The organism is Floridaenema fluviatile BLCC-F154, assembly GCF_041929135.1.
Taxonomy (GTDB): domain Bacteria; phylum Cyanobacteriota; class Cyanobacteriia; order Cyanobacteriales; family Aerosakkonemataceae; genus Floridanema; species Floridanema fluviatile.
In genome coordinates, this window is record NZ_JBHFNS010000069.1 from 1 (window position 1) to 25,707 (window position 25,707).

Here is a 25,707-nt window from a genome sequence, read left to right on the forward strand (position 1 = left end):
ATTATCCTTTAACCGTCAGTTCGACGGGGTTAGCCTGTGGAGAATCTAACCAACTTAATGGCGCTGCTATTAAGGATTCTACGAAGCAGGAAGCAAACATCAGTCTACTTAGGTAGATTTGAGTAGGTTTTGCAGAACGGAGTTAATGGTTTTCAAACTTTCCTAGTCCCCAATCCCTAGTCCCTAGTCCCCGATTCCCTGGCAGTATGCTTGTAAGATGTGGATGCAATTGGCGATCGCGCCGAGATGCGCGATTTCATAGCCGTGGGTGTTTTGGGTGGGAAAGCTTAAGCAGGCGGCGCGGGCGACGTGACCGAATTTCATGGCGATCGAGGCATCGGAACCAAATCCGCTGAGAACTGCTAATTGTAAAGGTATGTCTAGTTGTTTGGCGACGGTTCGTAGGTCGTTGTTTAATGATTCGTCATATATTCCGTAGCCATCTTGTGATAGTAAAACTGGTGCTTCTCCGTCTTTAATTGGGTATTCGCTGGATAGGGGACAAATTTCTAGGGCGATTAAGGCTTCGAGTTTTTGGTTTTGGGTAAAGTATAGTGCTCCGATCGCGCCAACTTCTTCTTTTGCTGAGGCTACTAAATAAGTATCGACTGCGGGTTGTTTGATATTTTCGGCTAGGGCTAGGAGGATGGCGATCGAGGCTTTATTATCTAAGGTGTAACTGGCGATGTGGTCTTTGAGGCGGATGGGGCGTTTGCGGTGTTTGCCAATCACTACGCGAGTTCCGGGGCGAATACCTGCTGCTTCTAGTTCTTCGGTTGTCAGTTTGGTTTCTACCCAGGTATCTTCCCATTTTAAGGGTTTGTCTTCTTGGATGGCTTTTTGCGGTGATTCGTGGGAAACGTGGCGAGATCCAAAGGAAAGAATTCCACTTATTGTTTGATTGTCGCCTAGTAAGTCTAATACTCCTTCGCCGTAAACCCAAGGAAATGCGCCGCCTAGTTTGCGAATTTGGATTTTTCCTTCTGATTCGATGCTTTTAACGATCGCGCCGATTTCGTCTTTGTGGGCGGTGATGGCGATCGATCTGGTAGAATCTTTTCCGGGTAGGTGGGCGATGGCGTTTCCGGCGCGATCGATCCAAGCTTTTACTTGTATTTTTTCAAAGTGTTGGAGTAAGAGGCGATCGATTTCGCTTTCTGCGCCACTGGGCGAATGATGCAATACTAATTGTTCGATGATATTGAATAGATTGTCGTAGGAAGAGGTGGACATTTTTGGTTTTTTTTTAACGCAGATGAATGCAGATGAACGCAGATGAACGCAGATGTTGATCGGAGTTTTTGGCTTCGTTTATAATCTTGGTTTTTTTTACCACAGATGTCCACAGATGAACACAGATGAACACAGATGGAAAATGAGGGTTTTTGGTTTGGCGATAACAGATTGATAAAAAATCCCAGTCCCCAGTCCCCAGTCCCCAGTCCCCAGGTTTTAACTAGATTGATTTTTGACTTTTAATGCTTCTTGGGCTGATATCCCTTCGGTTGGAGTGCCAAAAAACCAAATTGTTCCAGCTGCTTCGGCGCGAGTTACGGGTTTTTTTGGTTGAAATAAAGTAGTGTATCCGTAAACTCGACGAATGTTAGAACTGTCTCCGTTTTGAAAATCTGTTAATACTGCTTTTAAGGCTTTTGGCTCAATTTTAAATGTATCTTGGAAGCCCCAAGTTTGTTTTATTGTCTCAAAGGTTGCACCGGAAGTTACTAATTTGCTGTCTAAGGGAACTTTCCAAAGTATCATTTGTTCTCTGGTTAATGGCGCATCAGGGCGAAACAATAATGCAGTATTATCTCCCGAAAGTTGACTAGGAATTATTCCGGCTTCTGCTAATCCTTGAATTGCGGCAAAATCTGGATCTGTACGGGGTACATCCTGAAAGGCTGGTTGGGAACTTTCGTTAGCTAACCTGATTTGTTTGGCTGGTTCCTTGGCTTTAATTTCATTATTTGCTGCCATTAACCATCGCGCAAATTCTCTTTTGGTAATTACTTTGTTTGGTTCAAATATGGTGCTGTTTGGATCGGTTTTTCCGGCTGTTTGGGCGGGAGTTAATACTCCTAATTGTCCTAATTCGGTAATATAAGAACGTAATTCTTTCGGGGCTTTGTTGACATCGGAAAATGTTAGTGATGTTCCCGTTAAAATAGTCGCATCAGGTGCGGAAGTTGCTTTTGGTGTCAGTGTAGCAGCTACTTCCGGGGTTGCTTCTGTTACGGGGGAAGGTGTAATGTTACTTTCTGGTGTTGTTTCGGCAGTTGTTTCCGGTGTTTCTTTAAGGTATTGAATCGTAAATTCTGTAACTTCAGGATTTTGGGTGGGTACAGCAGAAACGGTAACTTTTAAATCATTCAAACGTGCTTCTAAATTACCTGTTTGTCCATCGGTTTGATCTAAAAGTTCCCATTTATTATCTTGAAATTGTTGTTTATAGAAATTCTGAATTTTGTCTGCACTGTCAGGAGTAAACCAGCGAGTGTTAGTAACTGGTAATGTGGAGGTTACTTCCTGTAATTGTGCGTTGGGGTAACGGGGAATTTCTGTGGGAAAATCAGCTGGTAATTCTGCTACTGGTTGATTTTGGGGTTTTGTATTAGCAACATTCTGCCCTAAGTTAGCAGGGTTTTGTTTTAATTGTGGATCGGCTGCGAAGGTTTGTTCTAAGTTTTTGCTGGCTGGATTATTGGCGCAAGCAGTTAGGGAACTTAGCAGCAGGATGATTAAAGTTAGAGATACAGCAGGACGTTTAGTATACACCGCAGGAACTCAGAATTGTTTTTCTTCCCTACCCTAGCGTATCAGGAAACAGGTTGCTGGTTTTGGGGGTGATGCGATCGGAAATTACCCCCCCGAAAGTGAGATTTCCGATCGCATTCAGTTAATCTAAAAAATATTCGGGCTGTTAGTCATCTGTTCAACACGGCTTTGACAAGATGGGCAATTACAACCGACAATCGATCTGATAATTTCCGATCGTCTATCATTATTTTCTATTGTCAATTGTTGCAGGTTTGATTGTGCGATCGTACTCTCTACGCTTTTGGCAGGTTGTAAGTTAATTTCTCCAGCTATTGCCGTATTACTGGATAGTAAAATTACAGCTAAAGAACTACAACCAAGCAAACTCAACTTATCTGTATTCATAATTCCAGTTGCCTAACAGTCTCGCTAAGTTATTTTATTCAATGATTGTTGAGGTTGCCAATATGTTCCCATTTTATATCAAATCGGAGATCCCCCTAAATCCCCCTTAATAAGGGGGACTTAAAACTCTGTATGGTTCCCCTTGGTAAGGGGGACTTAAACAAGAGTCTTGTTTCCTCTGGTTCCCCCCTTGTTAAGGGGGGTTAGGGGGGATCAAGCCTCTGTAGCAAACATTTACCTCATCGATCTTATCTAGATGCAAAACCTTTTCCTCGCGAAACTTTTGACCAAATAAATATTTCGCCGTTGCTACCTCCTGCGGCTAATTTGTTACCTTGGGGTTGCCAAGCGAGACAGGAAAAACCTTCATTTGCGCCATCGAGAATTTGCACTATTTCTTTAGCTTTTTCCCAAATTCCGATTAACCCATCTTCAGCAGCGGAGGCGAGGAGAAAAGTTTGGGGTTGAAAGGCGATCGCCTGTACAATTCCATCATGGCTATCTAATAATTTACCTTGCCAACCTATTGATTCGTCAGCAGCTTTTTCCCACACGACAACACTTTGGGCAGTTGCAACTGCTAAACGTGGCGCACCAATTGATGTTAACAAATCTGACCAACTTAAGGCGCGAATTTTACCGGGAAAACCTCGCATTAACCAAGGTTCAGGAATATCCCATTGCCAAACTGCTAAAGTATTATCTAAGTTTGCAGAAGCAATAAATTTACTGTCTCCTGACCATGCTAGAGTTAAACTGGCAACCGGAATTTCTAAGTTTCTTGGGTCGTCATTCCAGTTTTTAGCATCCCATATTTTTACGCCTAGCTGACCGCTAATTGCTAAGTTTTCGCCGTTGGGTCGCCAAGCTATACTTAATACTGAAGATGATTCAAAATTTAGCGTTACTTCTACTTTTTGGCTGTCAGCATCCCAAATTTGCACGTATTTTCCCATGCTAAATGCTAGCTGGTTAGTTTGGGGATGCCATGCTAGTTTATCAACCCAGTTCGGGGCGTTTTCTAAAGTAGTAATTAGTTGGGTTTCTTCTGCTTCTAACCGCCAAATTTTGACTTCTCCATTTTGTCCTCCTGCTGCTAAGTATTGCCCATCGGCAGAAAAGGCTAGGCAATCTACAGATTGGTCGTTTGCTGTTTGGAGATAGACCAAGTTTTCTCGATCTTTTAATAAGATAATTTCTCCGGCTGCGTCACTGGCGGCGAGAGTTTTTCCATCAGTTGACCAAGCTACAACGGTGATATAATCTGATAATGTACCTTGCCAAGTTTGGTCGAGGATTTTGTTAGCTGCTAAACTAAACACTGGCGAAAGTCCTCTTTTAATTTTGCTTCATCTAAGTTGCGTCCGATGAAAACTAATTCGTTTTTTCGGGTTTCGTTGGGTTTCCATTTGCGATCGGGTTTTCCTTCAAATATCATGTGTACGCCTTGAAAGACAAAGCGTTGATCTTCTCCGGCTATGTTTAATATGCCTTTCATGCGGAAAATATCTGGCCCTTGAGTTCGCAATAAGTTAGAGATCCAGTTGTTGAGTTTTTCTTCGTCTAATTCTCCTGATTCTACTATTGCTACTGAAGCTACTGTTTCATCATGTTCGTGGGCATTTTCGTTGAGAAATTGCGGATCGATTTCTAAGGCGCGATTCAAATCAAAGGCGTTTACTCCTAGCAATGCTTCCATTTCTAATTCGGAGTTTTGAGTACGATAAATTTTCGCTATTGCATTCATCGCCCGGATTCGCTTTTCTAATTCTTCAAGTTCTTCGGGGGTGACTAAATCGGTTTTGTTTAATAAGATGACATCGGCAAAGGCAATTTGTTCTTGGGCTTCGTCGGTTTCCCAATGTTGCCAAATATGTTTGGCATCGACTACGGTTACTACTGCATCTAAGGAGATTTTATCCCTCATGTCTTCATCGACAAAGAAGGTTTGAATTACTGGGGCGGGATCGGCTAATCCGGTGGTTTCTATTACTAGGTGATCGAATTTGTTTCGGCGTTTCATTAGGTTGCCAATTATCCTAATTAAGTCGCCTCGAACTGTACAGCAAATGCAGCCGTTGTTCATTTCAAATATTTCTTCGTCTGTGTCGATTATTAGTTGGTTGTCTATGCCAACTTCGCCAAATTCGTTGACGATTACGGCTACTTTTTTGCCGTGTTCGTAGGTTAAAATTCGGTTGAGTAAGGTGGTTTTTCCTGCACCTAAGTAGCCTGTTAGTACGGTGACGGGGACGAAGTTTTCTGTTGTGTTTGTCACTGTTATTGCCTCTCTGTTGATATTTAGTTGGCTTCGTAATTTCTTTTTTTTTGAACCACGAAGACACGAAGGACACGAAGGAAGAAGAAGAAGAAGAAGAAGAGGATTTTATAGCAGTCCTACATTATTTGTGATTTTTCCTTTTTTTGAACCGCAGAGACGCAGAGGACACAGAGGGGGAGTTAAGGAGGGGTTATTTTACGGGTTGGTTAGGGCTGCTATGGTTTATGGACTTGAAAATATTATAATCATTCTCATTCTACTTTATTTTGCTGTTTGAGAATGTTTAGTTTTGTAAAAATGGCAGGATTTCGGCGGCGATTTCTTGGGGGAATTCTTCGTGCATTCCTAGAGAACCTGGGAGGCGGCGGGTTTGAATGTTGGGTAGTTGGGCTAGGTTGTCCATTTCTTGTTTTGATTTGGGGGGACATTGTTCGCCAATTACTATCATTATTGGTAGGGAAATTGAGTTAAATAAACTGAGGAATTCGCTGTTTGTTTGGATGGGATCTAATGCGCCTGTGACGAAGGCTACGGGGGCAAATTTTCCGCCCGGTTTTTGGGTGATTTGCCATTTTTTATCGATAAAATCCGATGTAAGTATTTTTGGATCGGTGAATACGTGGCTTTGATACATATAACTGAGGAAGGGTGGCGCAGTGTTTAAGCTGTAGAGAATGTCGCCTAAGATTGGCGATCGCACTGTCTCCCGAATTATACTAAACCAATCTTGCTGTTTCCCTGCCATTGTGGGCAAGGGGCCTCGCCATGTGGGGGCGGTTAAAACAATATGCGAAAATAATTCTGGTTGTTGATTGGCTAGCTGCATCACGTAACCTGCGCTGTGTCCGGCTGCAACGACGGCTACAGGGGTTTTAAACACTGTTTTGACGAAATCTGCCAAAAATTGCTGGAATATGGCTGGTTTGTAGTCTAGGGGCGGGCGATCGGATTCGCCAAATCCGGGCCAATCTAATGTTACTGTTTGAAAATGGGGCGCTAGTAAGTTGGCGATTCCTGCCATTTCGGAACGGCTGGAAACTGTGCTAAAAGCTGGTAAGAGTAAGACTGGTGTTCCTTCGCCTGCGGTTTCGTAAACTACCCATAATTGTTGACCTTGCCAGTTCCAAGCGTATTTTTGCAAAAGTCTGTCGGTGTTGGTGGGGTAAGTTGCTGGAGATGTGGTGTTCATGGCTAGAAGGGAAAAAGGTTTTCGTTTGCATCCGTTCTAGCCTTTAATTTAGGTCAGGTTGGCTGACCACGCAACTGTCGCAGGGAACGAACACAGGCGGGACAATCGCAACCAAACAATGCTACGGCAGATTCGCTTTCTTCTTCGGTAAAATCTAACATGGGTGTGTTGTCTTCCCCAGGTTGCACGTTAGTTGGTGTCACCATCGCTATTGGTAAACTTGATTTTTTGACACACACTAATTTCTTGGTGTGTACCGAAGGGCTACAAACTAAATCCTGTTTATTAGTTTCCCCAGTTTGGCTAATTATTTCCGATGCTTGTGCGGGGTTGATGGTGACAAACAATGACAGTATAGACCCTAAAAGTGTCGGTCTAGTCAGTAAAACCAGCAAAATTCTACTCATTGGCTTCCATCACAAATATCTACTTCTTCGCACAGATTATCCGGTATAATACCGCAAAAAGAAACAGAAAAGCAAAAATCTCCCAAATTGCCCTCAGAATTTGGGTTCCAACCTCCTCCTTTTCTTCTCTCTGCGTCCTCTGCGTCTGGAGCGGTTTATATCGAATCTAATTATCTCGTTAAACAATTATTAAGTTGCTGATTAATTTCCAGCGCATTTAAAGAACGCCCAATAAACACTATTTGATTGCTAGGTTTTCCTTGCCATTCTTCATCTTTTAAGTCGTAACGTTTACCGCTAAGTTGAAAAATATGCCTTCTGGTACTTTCTTTAAACCAAAGAATTCCTTTAGCCCGAAACACACCAACTGGCAATTTATCTTGTAAGAATACCTGGAATTTTTTCACGGCGAAAGGGCGATCGCTACGAAAGGAAAGAGAAACAAATCCATCATTAGCAATATGATTGGCATTATTCGGAATATTGGCTAAATCGAGATTCTGGTAAAATTCAGGTTGGGAGAGTTGGACATCTAAAATTAAGGGTAGGGGAACTTGTCCGTATTGCGATCGTAAAATTCTCGCCCCACCTTTGATCGTATCAAAAAAGTTTTCTAATTCTGCGACTTTTTCTTCTGGGACTAAATCTATTTTATTCAAGATGATAATATCACCGTAAGCCACCTGATTAAGTGCGATCGGACTATCCAAATCATCTGGGGTAAAATACTCAGCATCCACTACAGTTAAAACCGAATCTAACGCGATAAACTCTCTTAATTCTGTGCCAACTAAGGTGAGGATAATCGGTAAAGGATCTGCTAAACCCGTAGTTTCAATTACTAGATAATCAATCCGGTCTTGTCGTTCTAAAATTTTATAAACTGCATCGACTAAACCAGTATTCATTGTACAACAAATGCAGCCATTACTCAACTCTACCATGTCTTCTTCTAAAGAAACAAGTAACTGGCTGTCAATATTAATGTCGCCAAATTCATTAACTAAAACTGCAACTTTCAAATTCTCCTGATTTTTGAGTATTTGATTCAGTAAGGTAGTTTTCCCACTACCCAAAAAACCTGTAATTATGGTGACAGGCATTCCCCTCTTGGGAATTTCTGCCAGGAAATTTTGCTCTGTTACTATTAATTGTTTCATGATTCCGAAGTGAGAGATTGATAGGAAAACGCCTGTTTTTTCATGGTTTGAAAGATGTTGTAAAACCCATTGGCGCGAGAAGGAGTTAAACTAACATTCAAGCCCGTATCTTTAATAAAATCTGGAGAAAGTTCTAAAATTTCTGTAGGTGTTAGTCCGTTCAATCCGGTAATTAATAACCCTACCAAACCTTTAACTAACTGGGAATCAGCATCTCCCTGAAAATAAACTTTCCCGCCTTGTAACTCAGAGGTAATATAAACTTGAGAAACACAGCCAGGAACTTTGTTTTCAGGAAGTTTGGCTGCGGCGGAAAATTCTGGCAACTTTTTGGCATACCAGAGGAGTTGTTCGTAGCGCAATTTAGTATCACTTTGACGGGCAAAACGTTGCACTATTTTGGCTAAGGAATCTGGTAATTGTGGCATTTTTCCTAACCTAAAATCATGGCTACTTCTTTGGCAAAATAGGTAAGAATTAAGTCAGCGCCAGCACGTTTAATACTCAACAAAGTTTCTAACATTACTTGTTTTTCATCAATCCAACCTTGTTGGGCGGCAGCTTTAATCATCGCATATTCACCACTAACGTTATAAGCGGCAACTGGCAGATTTGTTTCGCTGCGAATTTGGTGAATAATATCCAGATAAGCTAAGGCAGGTTTTACCATGACAATATCTGCACCTTCGGCAATATCTAAGAAGGTTTCTTTGATTGCTTCTCTGGCGTTTCCTGCATCCATTTGATAGGTTTTTTTGTCGCCAAATTTGGGTGCGGAATCTAAAGCATCTCGAAAGGGGCCATAATAAGCTGAGGCATATTTTGCGGAGTACGCAAGGATGCCAACGTTAATATATCCTTCGGCATCTAAAGCTTTGCGAATTGCGCCAATTCTGCCATCCATCATATCAGAAGGTGCTACCATATCTGCCCCTGATTCGGCTTGAGAAAGTGCCATTTTTACTAACACCTCGACGGTAGGATCGTTGAGAATTGTGCCGTTTTCATCTATTAATCCATCATGCCCATGTGTGGTGAAAGGATCGAGGGCAACATCGGTAATTACTACTATTTGTGGTACTGCTTGTTTAATTGCTTGAACTGTTTGTTGTACTAGTCCTTCGGGGTTGTAACTTTCGCTGCCTGTGTCGTCTTTTTTACTTTCGGAAATTACGGGAAAAAGGGCTATGGCGTTAATTCCTAATTCGGCAACTGCGGCGATTTCTTCTAATAGTAAATCTGGGGTGTAGCGATAACATCCCGGCATTGATGTAATTTCTACTTTTTTTCCCTCTCCTTCCATGACAAAGAGGGGATAAATTAAGTCGTTGACGCTGAGATTGGTTTCTTTTACCATGCGTCGCAAGGCAGGGGTACGCCGCAAGCGACGGGGGCGATGGGTTATGTTTGGTACGGAGGAATCAGGGTTTGAGGTCATGGCGGCAGATTAATTATAGAATGATTCTCATTATATAATTAGTTGTACCAAACCAGAGAAGGGGATTGGGGACTGGGGACTGGGGACTAGGGACTAGGGATTGAGCAAAAATGAATTTTATCTGTGTAGGCTATGGGAAGGTTAAGCTTACATCTGTGTTCATCTGTGTTTATCTGTGGATATCTGTGGTAAAAAAATATTTCTATTCTAAAATTACATAATTTACTAAGTCGGTGATTTGGGGATCGGGGAAGCGGTTTAAGATGCGCCAAAGTACTGTATAACTACCATCTGGATTGCGCGAAATCGGGCGAAAAGCAATTAATAAATCGCTGCTAGGTGTTGTTAGTAATAATTCCAGGTTGCGGCGTTGTCTTTTGTTAATTCGTTCGTTGTTTAATACTGCTTCTGGTAGTTGAAATTGCACTGTTCGTACTAAATAAGTGTGGTTTAAAATTGCTGGCGCTTGGGCAAAAAGTTTAATGCAACATACGTCTTCAATTTTTCCGGTGATGAAGAGGCGACGATCGATCTGCAACGCCTCCAATCTATCGGGTGGTTGATATTTCAAGAAAAATTCTCTGGTAGGTTCTGCAATATTTAATAACTTAGCATTGAGATTTTCGATTGGTACATCTCCTAAGTCTTCAATAAACCCGTAATTTAATCCTCGCTGCACAATTTGAAATTGATTATTGTCAAGTTGAATTTCTAAACGGGGCAGAAATACACCTGTTTCGGCTAAAGGTGGATAAGGAAAACGTTCTAATCTACTTGCTAATAATCGACTGCGTAATTCTTTCGCGTCTTGGCGATAAAATTCTGCTGGTAATATTCGGGCAATTCCTGTGTTTTCTAAGGCGAGAAATGGACTGTATAATTGATTAAGTGCTGCGGAAATATCGTAGGGATCTTCTATTAGTTGACTGGGAAAATTAAACCTAGTTGGAGGGGGAAAAAGTGCGGTTGCTTGGGAGAGTAATCTTCTGGTGGTTAACAGGGGGGTGGTTGCTTCGATCGAAATGGCGATCGCAGGTAAAACTGGCGGTAAATATCCCTCTATTGGTTGTTTAGCTTCTCTGCCAATTATAGGCGGTTCTGGTGAAGGTAAAGGTGTAATTTGTGGAGGCGAAATTGGTTGTACATCTCCCAATCTAACTAACCTTCCGTTGATGATTGGTTTGAGAGTTTCTAAGCTGTTAGTGGAAATGTAAAGGTAACAGTAAAGTTGTAATTGTTCTGGTGTTAAACTAACGAATGGTGGTAGGTTAGTTGAGTTTCCTAAGCTAACAATTCGACAAAGATCTACAGGGGAAGCGTAGTAGCTTCTGAGGAAGCGATCGACTGCTGAGGTATGCAGGAAAAGTTGCGATCGTACTCCTCTGAGAAATTCTGGATCGGCGCTGGCGATCGCCTTTTCTAAGCGAGAAACTAAATAAATTTGTTCCTGTACCAGTTGTTCTGCTGATTGCCAAAAATTTGTTGATTGATTTGATTGATATGAAGGCATGAAAGGATTTTCTTGCGCCTTCACAAGTTGGGGAGAAAACAACAAAAGTGGTAACAGCAAAGATAAAGGCTTTTTCATGGATTCGGGTTTTTTCTAATTACCAACCATCTTTTTACCACATCTTTTAACTTTCGCGATCTTCTATATTTCGATCGTCCTCTTTCAGGTTAATATTTTCTACTGGTAATTCTTCTTTTGGCGAGTCAGTTGGTATAATTACGACTTTAGTTGTCCGATCTTCTTTCTTTTTCTCCCATTCATCGAGTACGTCTTTAATTAAAACTTCTTTAATCCAAACTTTTCCGACAACAGTAATTGGCAAGGCTAAAACTAATCCCAAAAAGCCAAAGAATGTAGCAAAAAGCACCTGAGAAATTAAGGTAATTGCTGGTAAAAGTGATACCTGTTGCGCCATTACATAAGGAGTAATAAAGTTGCTTTCCAGTTGTTGAATAAATATGTAAAGAATTAACACTAAAAGAGATTTCCAGGGACTATCTAATAGTGCCACACCCATCGGCAAAACTACACTTAATGTCGGGCCAATATTGGGTATAAAATTTAGTAATCCGGCTAAAACTCCTTGTGCTAATGCTAATCTTACGCCAATAATTGAAAGTCCAACAAAGCTTAACAAGGCAACCAAAGTCATACTAATAATTGCGCCAATTACCCATTTTCCTAATGCTACTTCACACTCATTTAAAATTTCTTCTACTCGTCGTCGATAAAAAGAGGGAAATAGCCGGACAAATATTTTGCGATAAGCTAAGGGTTGAGCTAACATCATTATTGAGACAACTAGCACAAATAAAAAGCTCAAAATCATTCCTAATGTATTAGAAACAAATACACCAGCACCCCCAACTAATGACTGGACGAAAGGTTGTAATTGTTGGATTAATTGTTGGCTAGGACGGAAAATTTTTGTATTAATATTAGGTCGAGGTATATATTGGTTTAGCCAAGGTGGTAAGTCATTAATCAGTTGTCTAATTCTGGTACTCCAAATGTCGATCGCCCGTGGAAACAATTCAATCAATTCCTGAGATTGAGCAATAAAAGGCGGTACAATTAAAAAGAAAAAGCCAATAGTAACCGCAAAAAACAGAATTAAAGAAAGTATTACTGACCAAAATCTAGGCAGTTTTAATTTTTTGGTTAACCAACGGACTAATTGATTTAAGGAGGTGGCAAATACAATGGCTGCAAATACTAGCAACAGCAATTGCCGAATTTCCCAAAGAATATATAAACAAATAATAATAACTAATAGGCCGACTATTTGACCCAATTTCACTGTCTTAACTCCTTGATATTTTGCTTATTTTGTGATGTAATCGATCTGATAAATTGCTGGTTATTTTTAATTTTAGGTTTGCTGTTGTTGATATCGCCACCAAAGTGCGATCGCTAATACTACCGTCGGCAGCACTACAATTATCAAGGCTATTTGTGATTCTGCGGGAACATTCAAATAGGGACAGAAATATTTAATAATTACTGACAAAATTGTAGAAAAAATGAATATTTTCAGGATGACTTGAGTTTTACTTTCCATTGTTTTATTCGCCTAAATTAGGTAACTAAATGTTGGTGCAGTAAGGCAGAAATAATTGATAAATTGAAAAAGGTAAAAAGCTGAATAGAAAAGTATTATTTCTTCCGCTTTCTGCCTTCTGCCGTCTTCAACTATCGACGATATTCGTCACCACAATCACCAATGTATTTGAATAAATCTTGGGATTGTTGTGTAACAGTATTGATTTGTTCAATATCCTCTCGATCCAAGGTGAAATTAAACACTCTGGAGTTATCTTGAATATGTTCTGAGATTCCTAATCTTGCGCCGACAATTACTCCTCCGACTGCTGGTTTATCAAGTATATACCGAACCGCAACGTTAGGAATACTAATTTGGTGTTTGGCGGCGATTTTTTGCAAAACTTTAAGCAATTCTTGGAATAAATTCCACCCTCCCCAAGCGTCAATCATATTTTTATATTTTCGCAAGGAAACTGTTTCTAATGTCATGGGATTGGGTTCTGGTTTATCGAGATATTGTTCTGATACAAACCCACCACAAACAGTTCCGTAAGTGAAAAGTTTCACATTATGTTGTTCGCATAATTGAATCATTTTGACTTCGGGACGGCGATCGACTAAAGAAAACTGCACTTGGTTGGAAACAATTTTGATCCCCTCTTCTAAAATAATTTGTAGATGTTCGGTATCAAAATTAGTTAAAGCTAAATGCTTAATTTTCCCTTCTTCTTGCAATTCTGCCATATACTTCAAGGCATCCAAGTAATTGCGATCGCGATATTCCCACCAGTGAAATTGCATTAAATCTAACGATTCTACTGCCATTCTGCGACGAGAAATATTAATATTATCTTCCACTATTTTTCGGGTCATTTTTCCTGGTCTGGGTACCCATTTAGTGAAAGCTTGAATGTTAGATAATGCCGCTTCTCCACGGCTAGCAACAAGCTGACGACGAAATTCGCCAATAAAATCTTCTGCTGGCCCATAATGGTCGGCTAAATCCCAAGTTGTAAAGCCTGCATCGACGTATTTCAACATAGTTTCGATCGCTGCTTTCGGGTTAATTCGTCCATGTGCGCCCGACACTTGCCACATTCCGTTTAGTATGCGACAAATATTTAAATCTGGGGTAAATTGTAGTCGGCTTGAGGCGGGTAAATTCATCTACTACTCAATTCCTTGGTTAACAGCAGATGCCATAGATTTTAACACTATTGCTGTAGGAGATGGAACTATTAAGAACAGTGTAATTTTTGACTGTTTCCGCCAAAGTTAAGGAAGAATATATTTAAGCTGTACTAAATAAATAAAAAAATGAAATTCAATACTCTTAAAAGTTTCGGGTGGTTTGCAGCTTTATGGTTAATTTTAACTGCTTGCAACAATCCTACACCCACCAATAGGGAAATTAATACAACTCCAGCCACAGATAAATTTACAGTTGGATTAATTTTAGTAGGGCCAAAAAATGATGCTGGTTGGAGTCAAGCACATTATGAAGCAATGCAGTACGTAAGCCAAAAGCGGCCAAACGTGGCATTAGAATATGTGGATAAAGTTAATCCAAGCGATCGGCCTAATATCAAGGGTTCACAAGTAGCTGATGAATTAATTGCTAAAGGCGCAAAGCTAGTTATTTTTAACTCAGATGACTTAAAAGATGATGCTTTTGAAACAGCGAAAAAACATCCTAACATTGCAATAATTCATGCTTCTGGTGATTACTCTTGGCAAGAGGGAAAAAACTTTAAAAATCAGCAGAATTTAGTGAATATTATGCCACAAATGGAGTATGGCAGAATGATTGCAGGTTGTGCGGCTGCTTTAAGTACTGAAAATGGCAAAATTGGCTTTTTAGGACCATTAATAAATGATGAAACTCGCCGCTTTGTTTCTGCTGCTTATTTAGGCGCAAAACACTGTTGGGAAAACTATCGAAAAAAAGACATTAAAGACTTAAATTTTAAAGTGACATGGATAGGTTTTTGGTTTAATATTCCTGGCGTAACTTTAGATCCGACTAAAGTTGCTGATGACTTTTATAACAGTGGTTACGATGTGGTAATGACAGGAATTGATACGCCTGAAGCGGCAGTTCAAGGGAAAAAAGCAGCGGCAGCTGGCAAAAAAGTGAAGTTTCTCCATTACACTTTAAAAACAGGTTGCGATTTAGCACCAGATATTTGTTTAGGTGTGCCAATATACAACTGGGGGCCATCCTATTTAGATACAGTGAAAAAAGCCGAAGCTGGTCAAATAAAACCCGAATTTATTTGGGGAAAACCTGATTGGAATAATATCAATAACCCTGATACTTCCGCAGTAGGTTTTGTAGTTGGTAAAGCCTTAACTGCGGAGAACAAAAAAACCTTAGATCGGTTTATTAAGGGTTTAGGAGATGGTAGCATTAATCTTTACCAAGGCCCATTAAAATTCCAAGATGGTACAGACTTTTTAAAAGCTGGAGAAAAGGCTACACCCCAACAAATTTGGTATATGCCCCAATTACTTCAAGGAATTGAGGGTAAGAGTAAATAATCCAATCTAAAAGAGAGAATTGGTTGCCAAAAATTCTCTCTTTACTCTCTCTGCGTCCTCTGCGCCTCTGCGGTTTAAAAATCTTCCCTATCTATTACCTAACTGATGAAAATTGAACTGCAAAATATCACCAAACGTTTTGGTAATGTGCTAGCAAATGATGATGTTTTTCTGACTGTAGAAGCTGGTACAATTCACGGAATTTTAGGAGAAAATGGGGCGGGAAAAAGTACTTTAGTGAAAATCCTCAGTGGTTTTATTAGACACGATCGCGGAACAATTTTACTCAACGGAAAACCTACAGAAGTTAAAACTCCCGCTGCTGCCATTCGTGCCGGAATTGGAATGTTACACCAAGATCCGCTAGATTTTCCCACTTTATCTGTTTTAGATAATTTTATGATTGGCAGAGAAGAGGGAAAGGCTAAAACTTCCTCTGTTGTTCTGCCGAAAAAGTTAGCCAAAAAGGAGTTAAAAACCTTAGCATTTGAGTTCAATTTTTATCTGGATGTTAACGAGATTTTGGGAAATTTAACAATAGGAGAACGGCAACAGTTAGAAATTTTACGATTATTATCTTTAGGCGTAAAAACGCTAATTTTCGATGAACCAACTACGGGGATTTCTGCACTGCAAAAAGATGCTTTGTTTGCGGCAATGCGAAAATTAGCCGATTCAGGTAAGTCGCTGATTTTTGTGTCTCACAAATTGGAAGATGTGGGGGTTTTGTGCGATCGCGTCACGGTAATGCGCCAAGGAAAAGTAGTTGGCAAGGCGAAACTTCCTTGCCCAGAAAATCGCTTAGTTGAAATGATGTTTGGGCGAGAATTAGCAACTCCCAACAAGCCAAAAACTGCTAGTGCTGAAATCGCCTTACAATTGGATAATATTATAGTAAAAACCGAACGATTAACTCTACAAATTGACGAATTAAATATAAAATCAGGTGAGGTAATTGGATTAGCGGGATTAGAAGGTAACGGACAAAAATTGTTACTGTTAATCTGTGCAGGTTTGTTGTCACCAACGTCAGGAAATATTATGATTAATGGTCAAGATATGTCTAAGAAAACATATCAAAATTACCTGAAAGCTGGAGTAGGTTTTCTCCCAGCAGATAGACAAAAAGAAGGTTTAGTAAATGGGTTAACTATTCAAGATCATGTAGCTTTACGTCAGTCATTAGGAAAACGTGCTTTTGTAAATTGGAAAGAAATTTTAACAGTTAGTAAAGATAAAATTAGTTTGTTCAACATTCGGGGAAAAGCTGATACTAAAGTTGAAAGCTTATCAGGGGGAAATCAACAACGTACCCAATTAGCTTTATTACCAATGCCGTTAAAGTTATTGTTAATGGAACATCCAACCAGAGGCTTAGATATTGAATCAACAATTTGGGTTTGGCAACAGTTAATCGCCCGTTGTCAAACTGGCACAACAATTTTATTTACTTCCTCAGATTTAGATGAGATAGTGCAGTATAGCGATCGCATTTTAGTCTTCAGCGGTGGCAATGTTTCTGCACCAATTGATACCAAAGAATTAACAGTAAATAAACTTGGGCAAATGATTGGCGGAAAGTTTGAAGATGGGGGATTGGGGACTAGGGATTGGGGACTGGGAACTGGGGAAGAATAAGCTTGATTTTTGTTGGTATGGGTAAAAATATATGGAAAATAACCAAATCAAAATCAAAGATTATTACTTACGGATTGGTTCAATAATTCTGGCTTTTCTATTCGTTACTCTCATGATTTTCCTAGCTGGCGCATCACCAACCGAGGTATTTGTGGCGCTGTGGCAAGGAATTTCTAACCCCGATCAATTTGCCCGTGTACTATTAACTTTAGCACCATTATTGTTGTGTACTAGTGGCTTAGTTTTTACCTTTATGGTAGGGCTTTATAACTTGGGAATTGAAGGGGAAATGATCGTGGGGGCGATCGCGACTACCTTCGCCTTACGCATATTTCAAGATATGATTCCCGGCTATTTAGCCATACTTTTAGGAATGACTTTTGGCATCTTTGGTGGTGCTTTTTGGGGGCTATTTGCTGGGGTATTAAATGTTTATGGTAAAGTCAATGAAATTTTTGCTGGACTAGGCTTAAACTTTGTGGCTCAAGGATTAACATTGTACCTAGTTTTTGGCCCTTGGAAACGTCCGGGTGTAGCTTCAATGAGTGGCACAGAACAGTTTAAAGAATCTGTTTGGTTGCCGACAATTGGAAATACTGAATTTAGTCCGATCGCTTTAATTTTAGCAGTTTTAGGATTAGTGCTAACAGTGATAGTTATTCGCGGTACTTATTTCGGTTTACAATTGCGTGCTGTCGGGCAAAATTTACGGGCATCTTATATATTAGGAATTCCCGCTTATCGCCGACTTTTAGGTGCTTTTGCTATTTGTGGCGCTTTTGGTGGAATAGCTGGGGCATTGCAAGTTTTGGCAGTATTTCATCGCTTAATTCCTAATATTTCGAGTAACCTGGGTTTTTTAGCTTTACTAATTGGGATGTTGGTGGGAGATGGGATTTTATGGATTTTGCCAGTAGCTTTCTTTTTCAGTGCCTTAAATGTGGGTAGTTTACAATTACCTTTATCTTTGCAGTTAGAGTCATCTTTAGCGGGAGTAATTCAAGGAACTTTGGTGTTATTTGTGCTACTGGCAAGGGCATTTAATAAGTAGTAAATTGCTGATTTAGCGATCGCGTTCCAAATCCTGAATCGCTTTTTCCCAATACCATTCTTCCGGCATTCCGGGATATTTATAACGGGCAATATCCACCAAACGATCGGCAATATCTCGGTATCCACCAACCATTCTAATTAGTTGATTTTGTAATTCTGATAAAGATGTAGAATTGCTAGGAGAAAAGAAATCTGCGGAATTTTTTCTTTGATAACGTCGGGGACGAGATTGTACTTTTTTAATTTGATCTAATATTTCTCGATATTGTTGCCAATCTCCGCGATTAAAGTAAATATTAGCAGCTTGTTGGTAATCCTCAATTGCCCCTGGTAAATCTTCAAAATCTAAACGGGCAACTGCCCTTTGATAATAAGCTTGAGGATCGTCTGATTTCTCTTGAATTACGCGAGAATAATCTTCAATTGCTAAGCGATGATTAGCAGATTTGTGATGAGCTTTACCTCGATAAATGTAAACATCAATGTAGCTAGGATCGATCTGTAATGCTTGGTTGCAATCATTAATTGCGCCGCCATAATCACCCATTTCCATCCGTACCATTGCCCGATAACAATAAGCTTGTAAGATTTGAGGATTGAGTTGTAATGCTTGATTTAAATCATTAATTGCTTGTTGATAATAACCGAGTTTAGATAATACCATTCCTCGATAAGAATGTGCTTGAGCATCATTAGGATCGGCTTGAATTAGCCAGTTTAAATCTTCCCAAGCTTCTGTTAATTTGCCTCGTTGTACTTTTTGCAAAACCTGATAATAAAAACCAGTATGGGTAGCTAATGCAGCTTGGGCGCGATTTTGTTCGGCTTGAATTTCTGTAATACTATCAATGCAACGTTGGCAATTTTGCTTATCTTTTTCTGCTAAATAAATGTTAGCAGCTTGCTTAAAACTGACGATCGCTTCCGCCAAATTTCCCAAGCGGCGCAAAGCTGTTCCTTGTAAACTATAAGCAGGAGCTAAATTGTTATTTAATTTCAAAGTTTGTTCGGCATCAGCAAGCGCCCCAGCATTGTCTTTTAACGCTAATTTAGTTAATCCGCGACTTAAATAAATTTCGGTTCTTTCCGGTTGTAATTGCAAAGCTTGGTTGTAGTCAGCGATCGCGCCTGTACGATCGCCTAACTCAAAACGACACCTTCCCCGTTTATAATATGCCTCAATTAGTTGAGGATTGATTCGCAAAACGCGATCGAATTCTCGCACTGCGCCAGCAAAATCTCCCGCAAGCGCCTTTTCTAATCCACGATTGTAAAACTCTTGTTCTTGATCCATGTTACAAAATCCATTTACCCAACCCTTATTTATTACTTTAGCTCATAGCAAAAATCCTGCACTAAATTACACTTAATAGTTCTAAAATTTAAATTTTTACTAATTTTTTCTACCTATCAGTCAAAAGATATCATATAATTTACGAGATTTATTAAACTTATAAAATAGATAATGAACGAGAATTTTATTAACGAAATCTTGACTATTTTAGCTACAGCGATCGCCACTTCCACCCCCTTAATTTTTGCTTGCATTGGCGAAACAATTTCCGAACAATCAGGAGTAATTAACCTTTCCGCCGAAGGCACAATTATGATGGGGGCAATGACGGGATTTGCGATCGCCAAATTCACCGATAACTTATTATTAGGATTTTTAGGTGCCGCAATAGTTGGGGCAATTATCGCTTTAATTGTTACCTTTGGTGCAATTACTTTGAAACAATCACAAGTGGCGATCGGCTTTGTTCTCGCCCTACTTGGCACAGATTTATCATCATTTTTAGGCAACCCAATTGTCAGAGTACCTGGGCCAACTGTACCTAACTTTAAAATTCCTATTTTACAAGATATTCCAATTTTTGGAAAGTTACTTTTTCAAAGTGACTTGTTAGTTTACCTGAGCTATTTATTAATTATTTTCACTTGGTTTTATTTTTACCACACCAAACCCGGATTAACATTAAGAGCAGCAGGAAATCAACCAGCAGCAGCCTTTGCTAGAGGCACAAACGTCATTTTATTGCGTTACTTTTACACTCTTTTAGGTGGTGCATTAATGGGAATTGCTGGAGCCGCTTTTTCCTTAGATTTTAAAGCAGGTTGGAGCTATCGCCACACAGCTGGTTATGGTTGGATTGCCCTGGCGATCGTAATTTTTGGAGGTTGGCATCCCTTAAAAGTTGCCTTTGGAGTTTACTTGTTTGGTATTTTACAATCCTTAGCCAGTGTCGCTCAAAGCGCCATTCCTAACGTACCCACACAAGTTTTTACTGTCGCACCTTTTGCCTTAATGATTATGGTTTTGGTCATCACTTCCAGCGATTTTTTAGTAAATAACAAATTACCATTACCGACAAAAATTCGCCGTTGGATTAACCAAACAATTCGGATTACTCCCCCGGCTGCTTTGGGTAAAACATTTGAACAGGATTAAACTTATTTAAATCTGAAATTACCCCTTACAGCTGATTTTATGGAATAAATTAAGGACTGAGAAATTTTCATTTACTAAATTCAATCCCAAAATCAAAAATTACCCAGTCCCCAATCCCCAATTCCCATTATTCCCAATTCCAAGACTTTAACCGAAACACTAATTTAGCTTCTTCAGGTTTTGGTTGCAACTCAGAAAATTGAGTTAAAAATATCGAATGTCCATTTCTTAAAGTCACAAGATTTTCGGCTTCAATGTGCAAAACTTTATTACTACCAAAATTACAGTCAAAAGGTGCAACTCGGTAAGCACTCAAAGGGCCAAAATGCCTGCCTAATCTAACACCAACACAAGTAATCTCTGAAGGTTTTTTACCTACTTGGCGCAAAGCTGTATTTACTTCGGTGTTCAGTTTGCTAGATTGGCGAACTAAAGGCATAATTTCATTTAAAGCTAGAGTTCCTCCGGCAAAAGCTGGTTGAGAAATGAAACTGCTGGCGATCGCCAAAGGTAGCACAAACTTTGTAATATTCATTTTTGTTCTCACTTGTACAAAATCTCACAATAATATAATAAATTGACTGTTTAGTTAGCGTTTCTGTTCCCAAAAACAAAACATTTGGAATTATTTAGCAAGAAGACTCGCTTCATGCTAAGGTGACAAATTGAGCCAAGAATCCAACGCACTTTTGGCGTAGGAATATTAATAAGCTCAATAAGGCATCTTTATAGTAGATAAACTGAAACTCATGGCGGACATAGTTGATATTGCAGTTAGCGCAGGTTCATTCCAGACTTTAGTCACAGCTGTCCAAGTTGCTGGTTTAGTGGATGCGTTGAAAAGTCCTGGCCCTTTTACAGTTTTTGCACCAAATGACGAAGCTTTTGCCAAATTGCCACCAGGAACAGTCGAGTCTTTGGTGAAAAGTCCTCCTCAGTTAGGCAGGATTCTCAAATATCATGTGGTAGCAGGAAAATTAATGAAAGAAGATTTAGCTAAACTTAATTCTGTCACTTCTTTGGAAGGTTCGCCAATTCCGATCGATTGTTCTGATGCTTTTGAAGTGAAAAATTCTACAGTTATTGCCGCAGATATTGAAGCGGATAACGGTGTGATTCATGTGATCGATCGCGTAATATTGATGGGTTAATCTGCTGAGTAGAGATCTTGTATACAATTGTAGAGACGTTCTATACAACGTCTCTACAACAGGCGTAAAATAGTAGTGTCAGACACAGCAGACAAACTAAAAATTGTATTTAAGAAATTAACTTGCATCGATTGTAGAGCAGACAAAACTAAAATGAAAGGACAAGAAATACAGGGACAAGCAATTAATCTAAACATCAATCCTAAAGATATTTCCTGGGCTTTTTGGCCCCTTGTACCACTTTATCCATACAGCAAAAGACGAACTATTCGTAAAGAAGTGGTTCCCGATAGTATCTGGACTTTCGATCAACTACAAGGTATTTTATATGTTACCGTACCGATTAGAATGACTGTTGTCAGATTAGAAACCGGAGGTTTGTTAATCTATGCACCAGTCGCCCCAACTTTAGAATGTATTCGATTAGTTAAAGAATTGGTGGCAAAATATGGCGAAGTAAAATATATAATTTTGCCCACTGTTTCCGGTTTAGAACATAAAGTTTTTGTCGGCCCTTTTGCACGACGTTTTCCTCAAGCCCAAGTTTTTATAGCCCCAGGTCAATGGAGTTTTCCCCTTTCTTTACCTTTGAGTTGGTTAGGTTTTCCGCCAAAACGCACTCAATTACTTCCAGAAGATAGCAGTAAAACTCCCTTTGCTGATGAATTTGATTATCGAATTTTAGGGCCAATTGGATTAGGTTTAGGTTCATTTGGTGAGGTGGCTTTTTTCCACAAGCGATCGCAAACTCTCCTAGTAACCGATTCGGTAGTTTCCGTTCCCGAAACTCCCCCGGAAATTGTCGAAATAGAACCTTATCCCTTACTTTTTCACGCCAAAGATGATGCTTTTTCTATTGTTGAGGACAACGAAGCTAACCGTCTCAAAGGTTGGCAACGCATCTCATTATTTGCGTTTTATTTTCGTCCTAGCGCAATGGAAACAGTGAAATTAGGACAAGCATTTCGGAGTTCTTTTCAAGTTGGCGATCGCTCGAAAAAAGCCTATTTTGGGATCTACCCCTTCAAATGGAAAAACGGTTGGCAACAGTCATTTAACGCACTGCGAAGAGATGGGCATTTATTAGTAGCACCAATTCTGCAAGCTTTGATTTTGAATCGCGCACCACAAGAAACAATTAATTGGGCAAATCAAGTTACACAATGGAATTTTCAGCAGATTATTCCTTGTCATTTTGATGCACCGATTCCCGCAACTCCACAGCAATTTCGTCAAGCGTTCAGCTTTTTGGAGAAAGATCCTGCTATTAATGACGATTTAATTGGTGCTACTAAACCTCTGCCAGAAGAGGATTTTCAACTACTTAGAGAACTCGATGAAACTTTAGGCAAACTTGGCATTGTGCCACGGTCAAAGGAAAAAATTTAGGCTGATTTTACTTGTACAAAACAGCTGATTTCAAAGTAGCAACTTTACCAAGTGCTTGGTTAATCCCATCCGAAGAAACTCCATGATTAGCCATTGCTTCGCCTAAATGTTTGGCGATCGCATCAAAATGTTCTGGCTGTAAATTTAAACCAGCGTGCGCTTTTTCCATCGATCGACCTGTATATTCTTTCGGCCCACCAAGCGCAAAAGAAATAAAAGCAGTTTGGTGACTCCGTTGCTTTTCCATATCTGTATGCGCGAAAAACTGATTAACAGTATCGTCTGCTAAAACACGGTTGTAAAAGTCATCAACTATTTCTCTAACTGCTGATTCTCCTCCTACTTGTTCATACAAACTTGGTGCTTTCTGTTCACCATTTCCTTCACTTACATTGGTCATAATGACTTTTCCTTTATTGAAGATTCTGCCTGAATTTTATCAGTAGGATGAAGAAATTTTATCTTTCCTAAGAATCATTTAATCTAGTTTTTGCAGAATGCAAAATAAAGCTGGGGGAAAGGGTTCAACTGTTCCTTGATAGACAGTTTCTTCCAGAGAAATTAAGCGGAACTTGTTGCGGAAAATCTCAGCAATTTCTTCTGGCTGAAATTGATAAGGGCCATCATTTATAGTTCTTTTAGCACTGAAGCATTTCAGGAATAAGCAACCATTTGGTTTCAGTAAAGTAGCGATCGCTTGCACATAAGTTTCCCTTTGGTAAGGATGAAAAACATGGAAACAACCGCGATCGAATATCCAATCAAATTCTGTCTTCAGTTGATGATTAAGAATATCATCCTGCTTCCAGATGATATTTAATTGCTGTGCTTTTTTGCTTTTCTTCGCTTTCTCAATTGCGGTAGGAGAAATATCAGTAGCAGTAACTTGAAAACCTAGTTTTGCTAATGCGATCGCCTGCGTACCGGGTCCAGTTCCTAAATCTAAAACCGTCCCAGCGTGCCAATTCAACCTAATTAACGCCTTCTGCAAATCTGAATCCAATTCTGGGCTAAACCAACCCATTTTTTCCACTTGCTTTTCTTGATAAAACTTTTCCCAGTTAGGCAAAGTACGTAATTCTTGCATAACTTACCATTAGAGCGCAACAACTGAATTTTGCAAGTTCAGTAAACTTACCGATCATCTTAGTGCTGATATCGGGAATTTCTAGAGAATTTCTACTATTATTCAGTTAAAAATTACTCAATTTAAGGAATCATACTAATTTTAAGCTTCTGACGCACCCAACAGAATTTATTTAAGTATATTTACTTAATTTTTTTATTAAGAATTAAGTTAAGTATATTTAACAAAATTTACTATTGTCCCCACTTAGTTATATGCTGATATATCTTGCTAATCATACAAACCTAGCAAAAAGTTTTTGGGACAAAATAGAATGGTTAAATCACCTGAAAAACAATCGGAAATTAATGCTTCTGAGAGCCAAATATCAAAAAAAATTCATCATCAAATAGTAATTATTGGTGGTGGTGCAGCAGGGATTACCTGCACCTCGCTGTTATTAGCTCAAAATGATTCCCTCGATCTTGCCATTATTGAACCAGCGGAAAAACATTATTACCAACCTGGCTGGACAATGGTAGGAGGCGGCGTTTTCCAAGTCGAAGAAACCGTGAGAGATGAACAAGATTTAATTCCCGAAGGTGTAACTTGGATTAAAGATTATGCCGTTAAATTAGACCCGGAAAACAACTTAGTTTTAACCAAAGAAGGTTTAGAAATTGAATACGATTACTTAATTGTTGCTGCGGGAATTCAAATTAACTGGCATTTAATTAAAGGTTTGAAAGAGGCGATCGGGAAAAATGGCGTTACCAGCAATTACTCGCCTATTTATGCACCTTATACTTGGGAACTTATTCAAAACTTTCAAGGTGGAAACGCTATATTTACCTATCCTAACACACCGATTAAATGTGGAGGAGCGCCACAAAAAGTCATGTACATGGCGGATGATAAGTTCCGTGAATTGGGAGTGCGCGATCGAACTAATGTCATGTTTTGTACAAGTTTAACTAAAATGTTTACAGTCGAAGAATACTCAGATATTTTAGATCGAGTAGTCGCCGAACGGAACATAAAAGTTAAGTTTCGCTGTGACTTAAAAGAAATCAAAGCTGACAGCAAAGAAGCGGTTTTTGACCTCACCAAGAATGACGAAACGGTAGAAGAAATCACCTTGAAATATGACATGATTCACGTTGCGCCACCGCAAAGTGCGCCCGACTTTATCAAAGGAAGTCCCTTAGCAGTTCCCAATAATCGTTTCGGTTGGGTAGATGTGAATAAAGACACCTTACAGCATAACCGATATCCAAATGTATTTGCTATAGGTGATTCTTCTTCTTTACCAACTTCTAAAACTGCTGCTGCTGTTCGCAAACAAGCACCAGTTTTAGTGGCAAATTTGTTAGCATTAATGTCTTCTCAACCTTTGCAAAACCACTACGATGGTTATACTTGTTGTCCGTTAATTACTGGTTACAACAGGTTAGTAATGGCAGAGTTTTCTGGTTATACATCTACGCCAATGTCCAGTTTTCCCTTAAATCCGATTAAAGAACGCTGGGTTATGTGGATAATGAAAAAACACATTTTACCTTGGGTTTATTGGCATCGGATGTTGAAAGGAGAGAAGTTTGAAGGAGATTTGATCAAGTTCATGCAGTGGCAATATAAGAAATAGGAAAGGATAAGTTTTAGTAGAGGCAAGATGTTTATTTCACAGCTTTTTATGGAATAGGCATCTTTCCCTTCCTTGATCGACTG

At 39.5% G+C, this 25,707-nt stretch carries 25 protein-coding genes; 7 read left to right on the top strand and 18 right to left on the bottom strand.

Translation table 11 applies throughout. From position 1 onward, the window contains the following. Nucleotides 1-183: 183 nt before the first annotated feature. From ACE1B6_RS17535 to ACE1B6_RS17600, 14 genes are all read right to left on the bottom strand, one after another. Nucleotides 184-1,233 carry a M42 family metallopeptidase gene (locus tag ACE1B6_RS17535; protein WP_413258545.1) on the bottom strand — a complete coding sequence of 350 codons (1,050 nt, stop codon included), beginning with the start codon at nucleotides 1,231-1,233 and terminating at the stop codon, nucleotides 184-186. A gap of 219 nt (nucleotides 1,234-1,452) precedes the next feature. Beyond that, a complete protein-coding gene (locus ACE1B6_RS17540) occupies nucleotides 1,453-2,775 on the bottom strand; it encodes an S-layer homology domain-containing protein (protein WP_413258546.1) in 1,323 nt (440 codons plus the stop codon). Nucleotides 2,776-2,901: 126 nt separating this feature from the next. Further along, a complete protein-coding gene (locus tag ACE1B6_RS17545; RefSeq protein ID WP_413258547.1) occupies nucleotides 2,902-3,162 on the bottom strand; it encodes a hypothetical protein in 261 nt (86 codons plus the stop codon). A gap of 248 nt (nucleotides 3,163-3,410) precedes the next feature. After that, entirely contained in the window at nucleotides 3,411-4,484 is a 1,074-nt protein-coding gene (locus tag ACE1B6_RS17550) for a WD40 repeat domain-containing protein (protein WP_413258548.1), read from the bottom strand. Next, complete coding sequence (locus ACE1B6_RS17555) at nucleotides 4,472-5,440, bottom strand: CobW family GTP-binding protein (RefSeq protein ID WP_413258549.1); 969 nt, start codon at nucleotides 5,438-5,440, stop codon at nucleotides 4,472-4,474. Before ACE1B6_RS17555 ends, ACE1B6_RS17550 begins: the two co-directional genes overlap by 13 nt. A 286-nt stretch (nucleotides 5,441-5,726) precedes the next feature. Continuing rightward, the gene (locus ACE1B6_RS17560; protein WP_413258550.1) at nucleotides 5,727-6,632 is read right to left on the bottom strand and encodes an alpha/beta fold hydrolase; all 906 of its coding nucleotides are present in this window, start codon (nucleotides 6,630-6,632) and stop codon (nucleotides 5,727-5,729) included. 53 nt (nucleotides 6,633-6,685) lie between these two features. Continuing rightward, the gene (locus tag ACE1B6_RS17565) at nucleotides 6,686-7,039 is read right to left on the bottom strand and encodes a hypothetical protein (RefSeq protein WP_413258551.1); all 354 of its coding nucleotides are present in this window, start codon (nucleotides 7,037-7,039) and stop codon (nucleotides 6,686-6,688) included. A gap of 170 nt (nucleotides 7,040-7,209) precedes the next feature. Next, entirely contained in the window at nucleotides 7,210-8,199 is a 990-nt protein-coding gene (locus ACE1B6_RS17570; RefSeq protein ID WP_413258552.1) for a CobW family GTP-binding protein, read from the bottom strand. Beyond that, nucleotides 8,196-8,627, bottom strand: a complete 432-nt coding sequence (locus ACE1B6_RS17575) for a SufE family protein (RefSeq protein WP_413258553.1) — start codon at nucleotides 8,625-8,627, stop codon at nucleotides 8,196-8,198. Before ACE1B6_RS17575 ends, ACE1B6_RS17570 begins: the two co-directional genes overlap by 4 nt. 5 nt (nucleotides 8,628-8,632) lie before the next feature. Continuing rightward, nucleotides 8,633-9,637 carry a porphobilinogen synthase gene (hemB, locus tag ACE1B6_RS17580; protein WP_413258554.1) on the bottom strand — a complete coding sequence of 335 codons (1,005 nt, stop codon included), beginning with the start codon at nucleotides 9,635-9,637 and terminating at the stop codon, nucleotides 8,633-8,635. Nucleotides 9,638-9,839: 202 nt separating this feature from the next. After that, nucleotides 9,840-11,225 (bottom strand): hypothetical protein, encoded by a 1,386-nt coding sequence (locus tag ACE1B6_RS17585; protein WP_413258555.1) that lies wholly within the window; start codon nucleotides 11,223-11,225, stop codon nucleotides 9,840-9,842. A 46-nt stretch (nucleotides 11,226-11,271) separates the two neighbouring features. Next, the gene (locus ACE1B6_RS17590) at nucleotides 11,272-12,447 is read right to left on the bottom strand and encodes an AI-2E family transporter (protein WP_413258556.1); all 1,176 of its coding nucleotides are present in this window, start codon (nucleotides 12,445-12,447) and stop codon (nucleotides 11,272-11,274) included. A gap of 72 nt (nucleotides 12,448-12,519) precedes the next feature. Further along, the gene (locus ACE1B6_RS17595; protein WP_413258557.1) at nucleotides 12,520-12,708 is read right to left on the bottom strand and encodes a hypothetical protein; all 189 of its coding nucleotides are present in this window, start codon (nucleotides 12,706-12,708) and stop codon (nucleotides 12,520-12,522) included. 131 nt (nucleotides 12,709-12,839) lie between these two features. Further along, nucleotides 12,840-13,859 (bottom strand): aldo/keto reductase, encoded by a 1,020-nt coding sequence (locus tag ACE1B6_RS17600; RefSeq protein ID WP_413258558.1) that lies wholly within the window; start codon nucleotides 13,857-13,859, stop codon nucleotides 12,840-12,842. A 150-nt stretch (nucleotides 13,860-14,009) separates the two neighbouring features. Here ACE1B6_RS17600 and ACE1B6_RS17605 point away from each other — a divergent pair, with 150 nt between their 5' ends. The 3 genes from ACE1B6_RS17605 to ACE1B6_RS17615 all read left to right on the top strand — a co-directional run bounded on the left by ACE1B6_RS17605 (nucleotide 14,010) and on the right by ACE1B6_RS17615 (nucleotide 17,922). After that, complete coding sequence (locus ACE1B6_RS17605; protein WP_413258559.1) at nucleotides 14,010-15,233, top strand: BMP family lipoprotein; 1,224 nt, start codon at nucleotides 14,010-14,012, stop codon at nucleotides 15,231-15,233. Nucleotides 15,234-15,338: 105 nt separating this feature from the next. Next, the gene (locus tag ACE1B6_RS17610; protein ID WP_413258560.1) at nucleotides 15,339-16,871 is read left to right on the top strand and encodes an ABC transporter ATP-binding protein; all 1,533 of its coding nucleotides are present in this window, start codon (nucleotides 15,339-15,341) and stop codon (nucleotides 16,869-16,871) included. Between the two features lie 31 nt (nucleotides 16,872-16,902). Next, complete coding sequence (locus tag ACE1B6_RS17615) at nucleotides 16,903-17,922, top strand: ABC transporter permease (RefSeq protein WP_413258561.1); 1,020 nt, start codon at nucleotides 16,903-16,905, stop codon at nucleotides 17,920-17,922. A gap of 12 nt (nucleotides 17,923-17,934) precedes the next feature. Here ACE1B6_RS17615 and ACE1B6_RS17620 read toward each other — a convergent pair whose 3' ends face one another. After that, nucleotides 17,935-19,218 carry a tetratricopeptide repeat protein gene (locus ACE1B6_RS17620; protein WP_413258562.1) on the bottom strand — a complete coding sequence of 428 codons (1,284 nt, stop codon included), beginning with the start codon at nucleotides 19,216-19,218 and terminating at the stop codon, nucleotides 17,935-17,937. Nucleotides 19,219-19,389: 171 nt separating this feature from the next. Between ACE1B6_RS17620 and ACE1B6_RS17625 the strand changes: the two genes are divergently transcribed. Further along, nucleotides 19,390-20,373: an ABC transporter permease gene (locus ACE1B6_RS17625; protein WP_413258563.1), complete on the top strand. Its 984-nt coding sequence runs from the start codon at nucleotides 19,390-19,392 to the stop codon at nucleotides 20,371-20,373. Nucleotides 20,374-20,500: 127 nt separating this feature from the next. Here the strand turns inward: ACE1B6_RS17625 and ACE1B6_RS17630 are convergent, their stop codons facing one another. After that, nucleotides 20,501-20,908, bottom strand: coding sequence for a hypothetical protein (locus ACE1B6_RS17630; RefSeq protein ID WP_413258564.1), 408 nt, complete (start codon nucleotides 20,906-20,908; stop codon nucleotides 20,501-20,503). A gap of 214 nt (nucleotides 20,909-21,122) precedes the next feature. On the opposite strand from ACE1B6_RS17630, the gene ACE1B6_RS17635 reads away from it, so the two are divergent. Then, complete coding sequence (locus ACE1B6_RS17635) at nucleotides 21,123-21,524, top strand: fasciclin domain-containing protein (RefSeq protein WP_413258565.1); 402 nt, start codon at nucleotides 21,123-21,125, stop codon at nucleotides 21,522-21,524. Between the two features lie 153 nt (nucleotides 21,525-21,677). Then, entirely contained in the window at nucleotides 21,678-22,913 is a 1,236-nt protein-coding gene (locus tag ACE1B6_RS17640; protein ID WP_413258566.1) for a DUF4336 domain-containing protein, read from the top strand. 7 nt (nucleotides 22,914-22,920) lie between these two features. Here the strand turns inward: ACE1B6_RS17640 and ACE1B6_RS17645 are convergent, their stop codons facing one another. Together ACE1B6_RS17645 and ACE1B6_RS17650 are read right to left on the bottom strand one after the other, a co-directional pair. Beyond that, a complete protein-coding gene (locus ACE1B6_RS17645; RefSeq protein WP_413258567.1) occupies nucleotides 22,921-23,313 on the bottom strand; it encodes a group I truncated hemoglobin in 393 nt (130 codons plus the stop codon). Between the two features lie 78 nt (nucleotides 23,314-23,391). Next, on the bottom strand, nucleotides 23,392-24,000 hold the full coding sequence (locus ACE1B6_RS17650; protein WP_413258568.1) for a class I SAM-dependent methyltransferase: 609 nt from the start codon (nucleotides 23,998-24,000) through the stop codon (nucleotides 23,392-23,394). Between the two features lie 313 nt (nucleotides 24,001-24,313). On the opposite strand from ACE1B6_RS17650, the gene ACE1B6_RS17655 reads away from it, so the two are divergent. Further along, nucleotides 24,314-25,624: an NAD(P)/FAD-dependent oxidoreductase gene (locus tag ACE1B6_RS17655; protein WP_413258569.1), complete on the top strand. Its 1,311-nt coding sequence runs from the start codon at nucleotides 24,314-24,316 to the stop codon at nucleotides 25,622-25,624. Nucleotides 25,625-25,707 lie beyond the last annotated feature (83 nt).

What these genes read in the sequence shown, in the direction of transcription:
- ACE1B6_RS17610 (WP_413258560.1), top strand. Translation starts at nt 15,339, where the DNA reads ATGAAAATTGAACTGCAAAATATCACCAAACGTTTTGGTAATGTGCTA.
- ACE1B6_RS17575 (WP_413258553.1), bottom strand. Translation starts at nt 8,627, where the DNA reads ATGCCACAATTACCAGATTCCTTAGCCAAAATAGTGCAACGTTTTGCC.
- ACE1B6_RS17635 (WP_413258565.1), top strand. Translation starts at nt 21,123, where the DNA reads ATGGCGGACATAGTTGATATTGCAGTTAGCGCAGGTTCATTCCAGACT.
- ACE1B6_RS17565 (WP_413258551.1), bottom strand. Translation starts at nt 7,039, where the DNA reads ATGAGTAGAATTTTGCTGGTTTTACTGACTAGACCGACACTTTTAGGG.
- ACE1B6_RS17595 (WP_413258557.1), bottom strand. Translation starts at nt 12,708, where the DNA reads ATGGAAAGTAAAACTCAAGTCATCCTGAAAATATTCATTTTTTCTACA.
- ACE1B6_RS17600 (WP_413258558.1), bottom strand. Translation starts at nt 13,859, where the DNA reads ATGAATTTACCCGCCTCAAGCCGACTACAATTTACCCCAGATTTAAAT.
- ACE1B6_RS17630 (WP_413258564.1), bottom strand. Translation starts at nt 20,908, where the DNA reads ATGAATATTACAAAGTTTGTGCTACCTTTGGCGATCGCCAGCAGTTTC.
- ACE1B6_RS17650 (WP_413258568.1), bottom strand. Translation starts at nt 24,000, where the DNA reads ATGCAAGAATTACGTACTTTGCCTAACTGGGAAAAGTTTTATCAAGAA.
- ACE1B6_RS17615 (WP_413258561.1), top strand. Translation starts at nt 16,903, where the DNA reads ATGGAAAATAACCAAATCAAAATCAAAGATTATTACTTACGGATTGGT.
- ACE1B6_RS17570 (WP_413258552.1), bottom strand. Translation starts at nt 8,199, where the DNA reads ATGAAACAATTAATAGTAACAGAGCAAAATTTCCTGGCAGAAATTCCC.
- ACE1B6_RS17560 (WP_413258550.1), bottom strand. Translation starts at nt 6,632, where the DNA reads ATGAACACCACATCTCCAGCAACTTACCCCACCAACACCGACAGACTT.
- ACE1B6_RS17605 (WP_413258559.1), top strand. Translation starts at nt 14,010, where the DNA reads ATGAAATTCAATACTCTTAAAAGTTTCGGGTGGTTTGCAGCTTTATGG.
- ACE1B6_RS17535 (WP_413258545.1), bottom strand. Translation starts at nt 1,233, where the DNA reads ATGTCCACCTCTTCCTACGACAATCTATTCAATATCATCGAACAATTA.
- ACE1B6_RS17645 (WP_413258567.1), bottom strand. Translation starts at nt 23,313, where the DNA reads ATGACCAATGTAAGTGAAGGAAATGGTGAACAGAAAGCACCAAGTTTG.
- ACE1B6_RS17625 (WP_413258563.1), top strand. Translation starts at nt 19,390, where the DNA reads ATGAACGAGAATTTTATTAACGAAATCTTGACTATTTTAGCTACAGCG.
- ACE1B6_RS17655 (WP_413258569.1), top strand. Translation starts at nt 24,314, where the DNA reads ATGGTTAAATCACCTGAAAAACAATCGGAAATTAATGCTTCTGAGAGC.
- ACE1B6_RS17640 (WP_413258566.1), top strand. Translation starts at nt 21,678, where the DNA reads ATGAAAGGACAAGAAATACAGGGACAAGCAATTAATCTAAACATCAAT.
- hemB (WP_413258554.1), bottom strand. Translation starts at nt 9,637, where the DNA reads ATGACCTCAAACCCTGATTCCTCCGTACCAAACATAACCCATCGCCCC.
- ACE1B6_RS17585 (WP_413258555.1), bottom strand. Translation starts at nt 11,225, where the DNA reads ATGAAAAAGCCTTTATCTTTGCTGTTACCACTTTTGTTGTTTTCTCCC.
- ACE1B6_RS17620 (WP_413258562.1), bottom strand. Translation starts at nt 19,218, where the DNA reads ATGGATCAAGAACAAGAGTTTTACAATCGTGGATTAGAAAAGGCGCTT.
- ACE1B6_RS17545 (WP_413258547.1), bottom strand. Translation starts at nt 3,162, where the DNA reads ATGAATACAGATAAGTTGAGTTTGCTTGGTTGTAGTTCTTTAGCTGTA.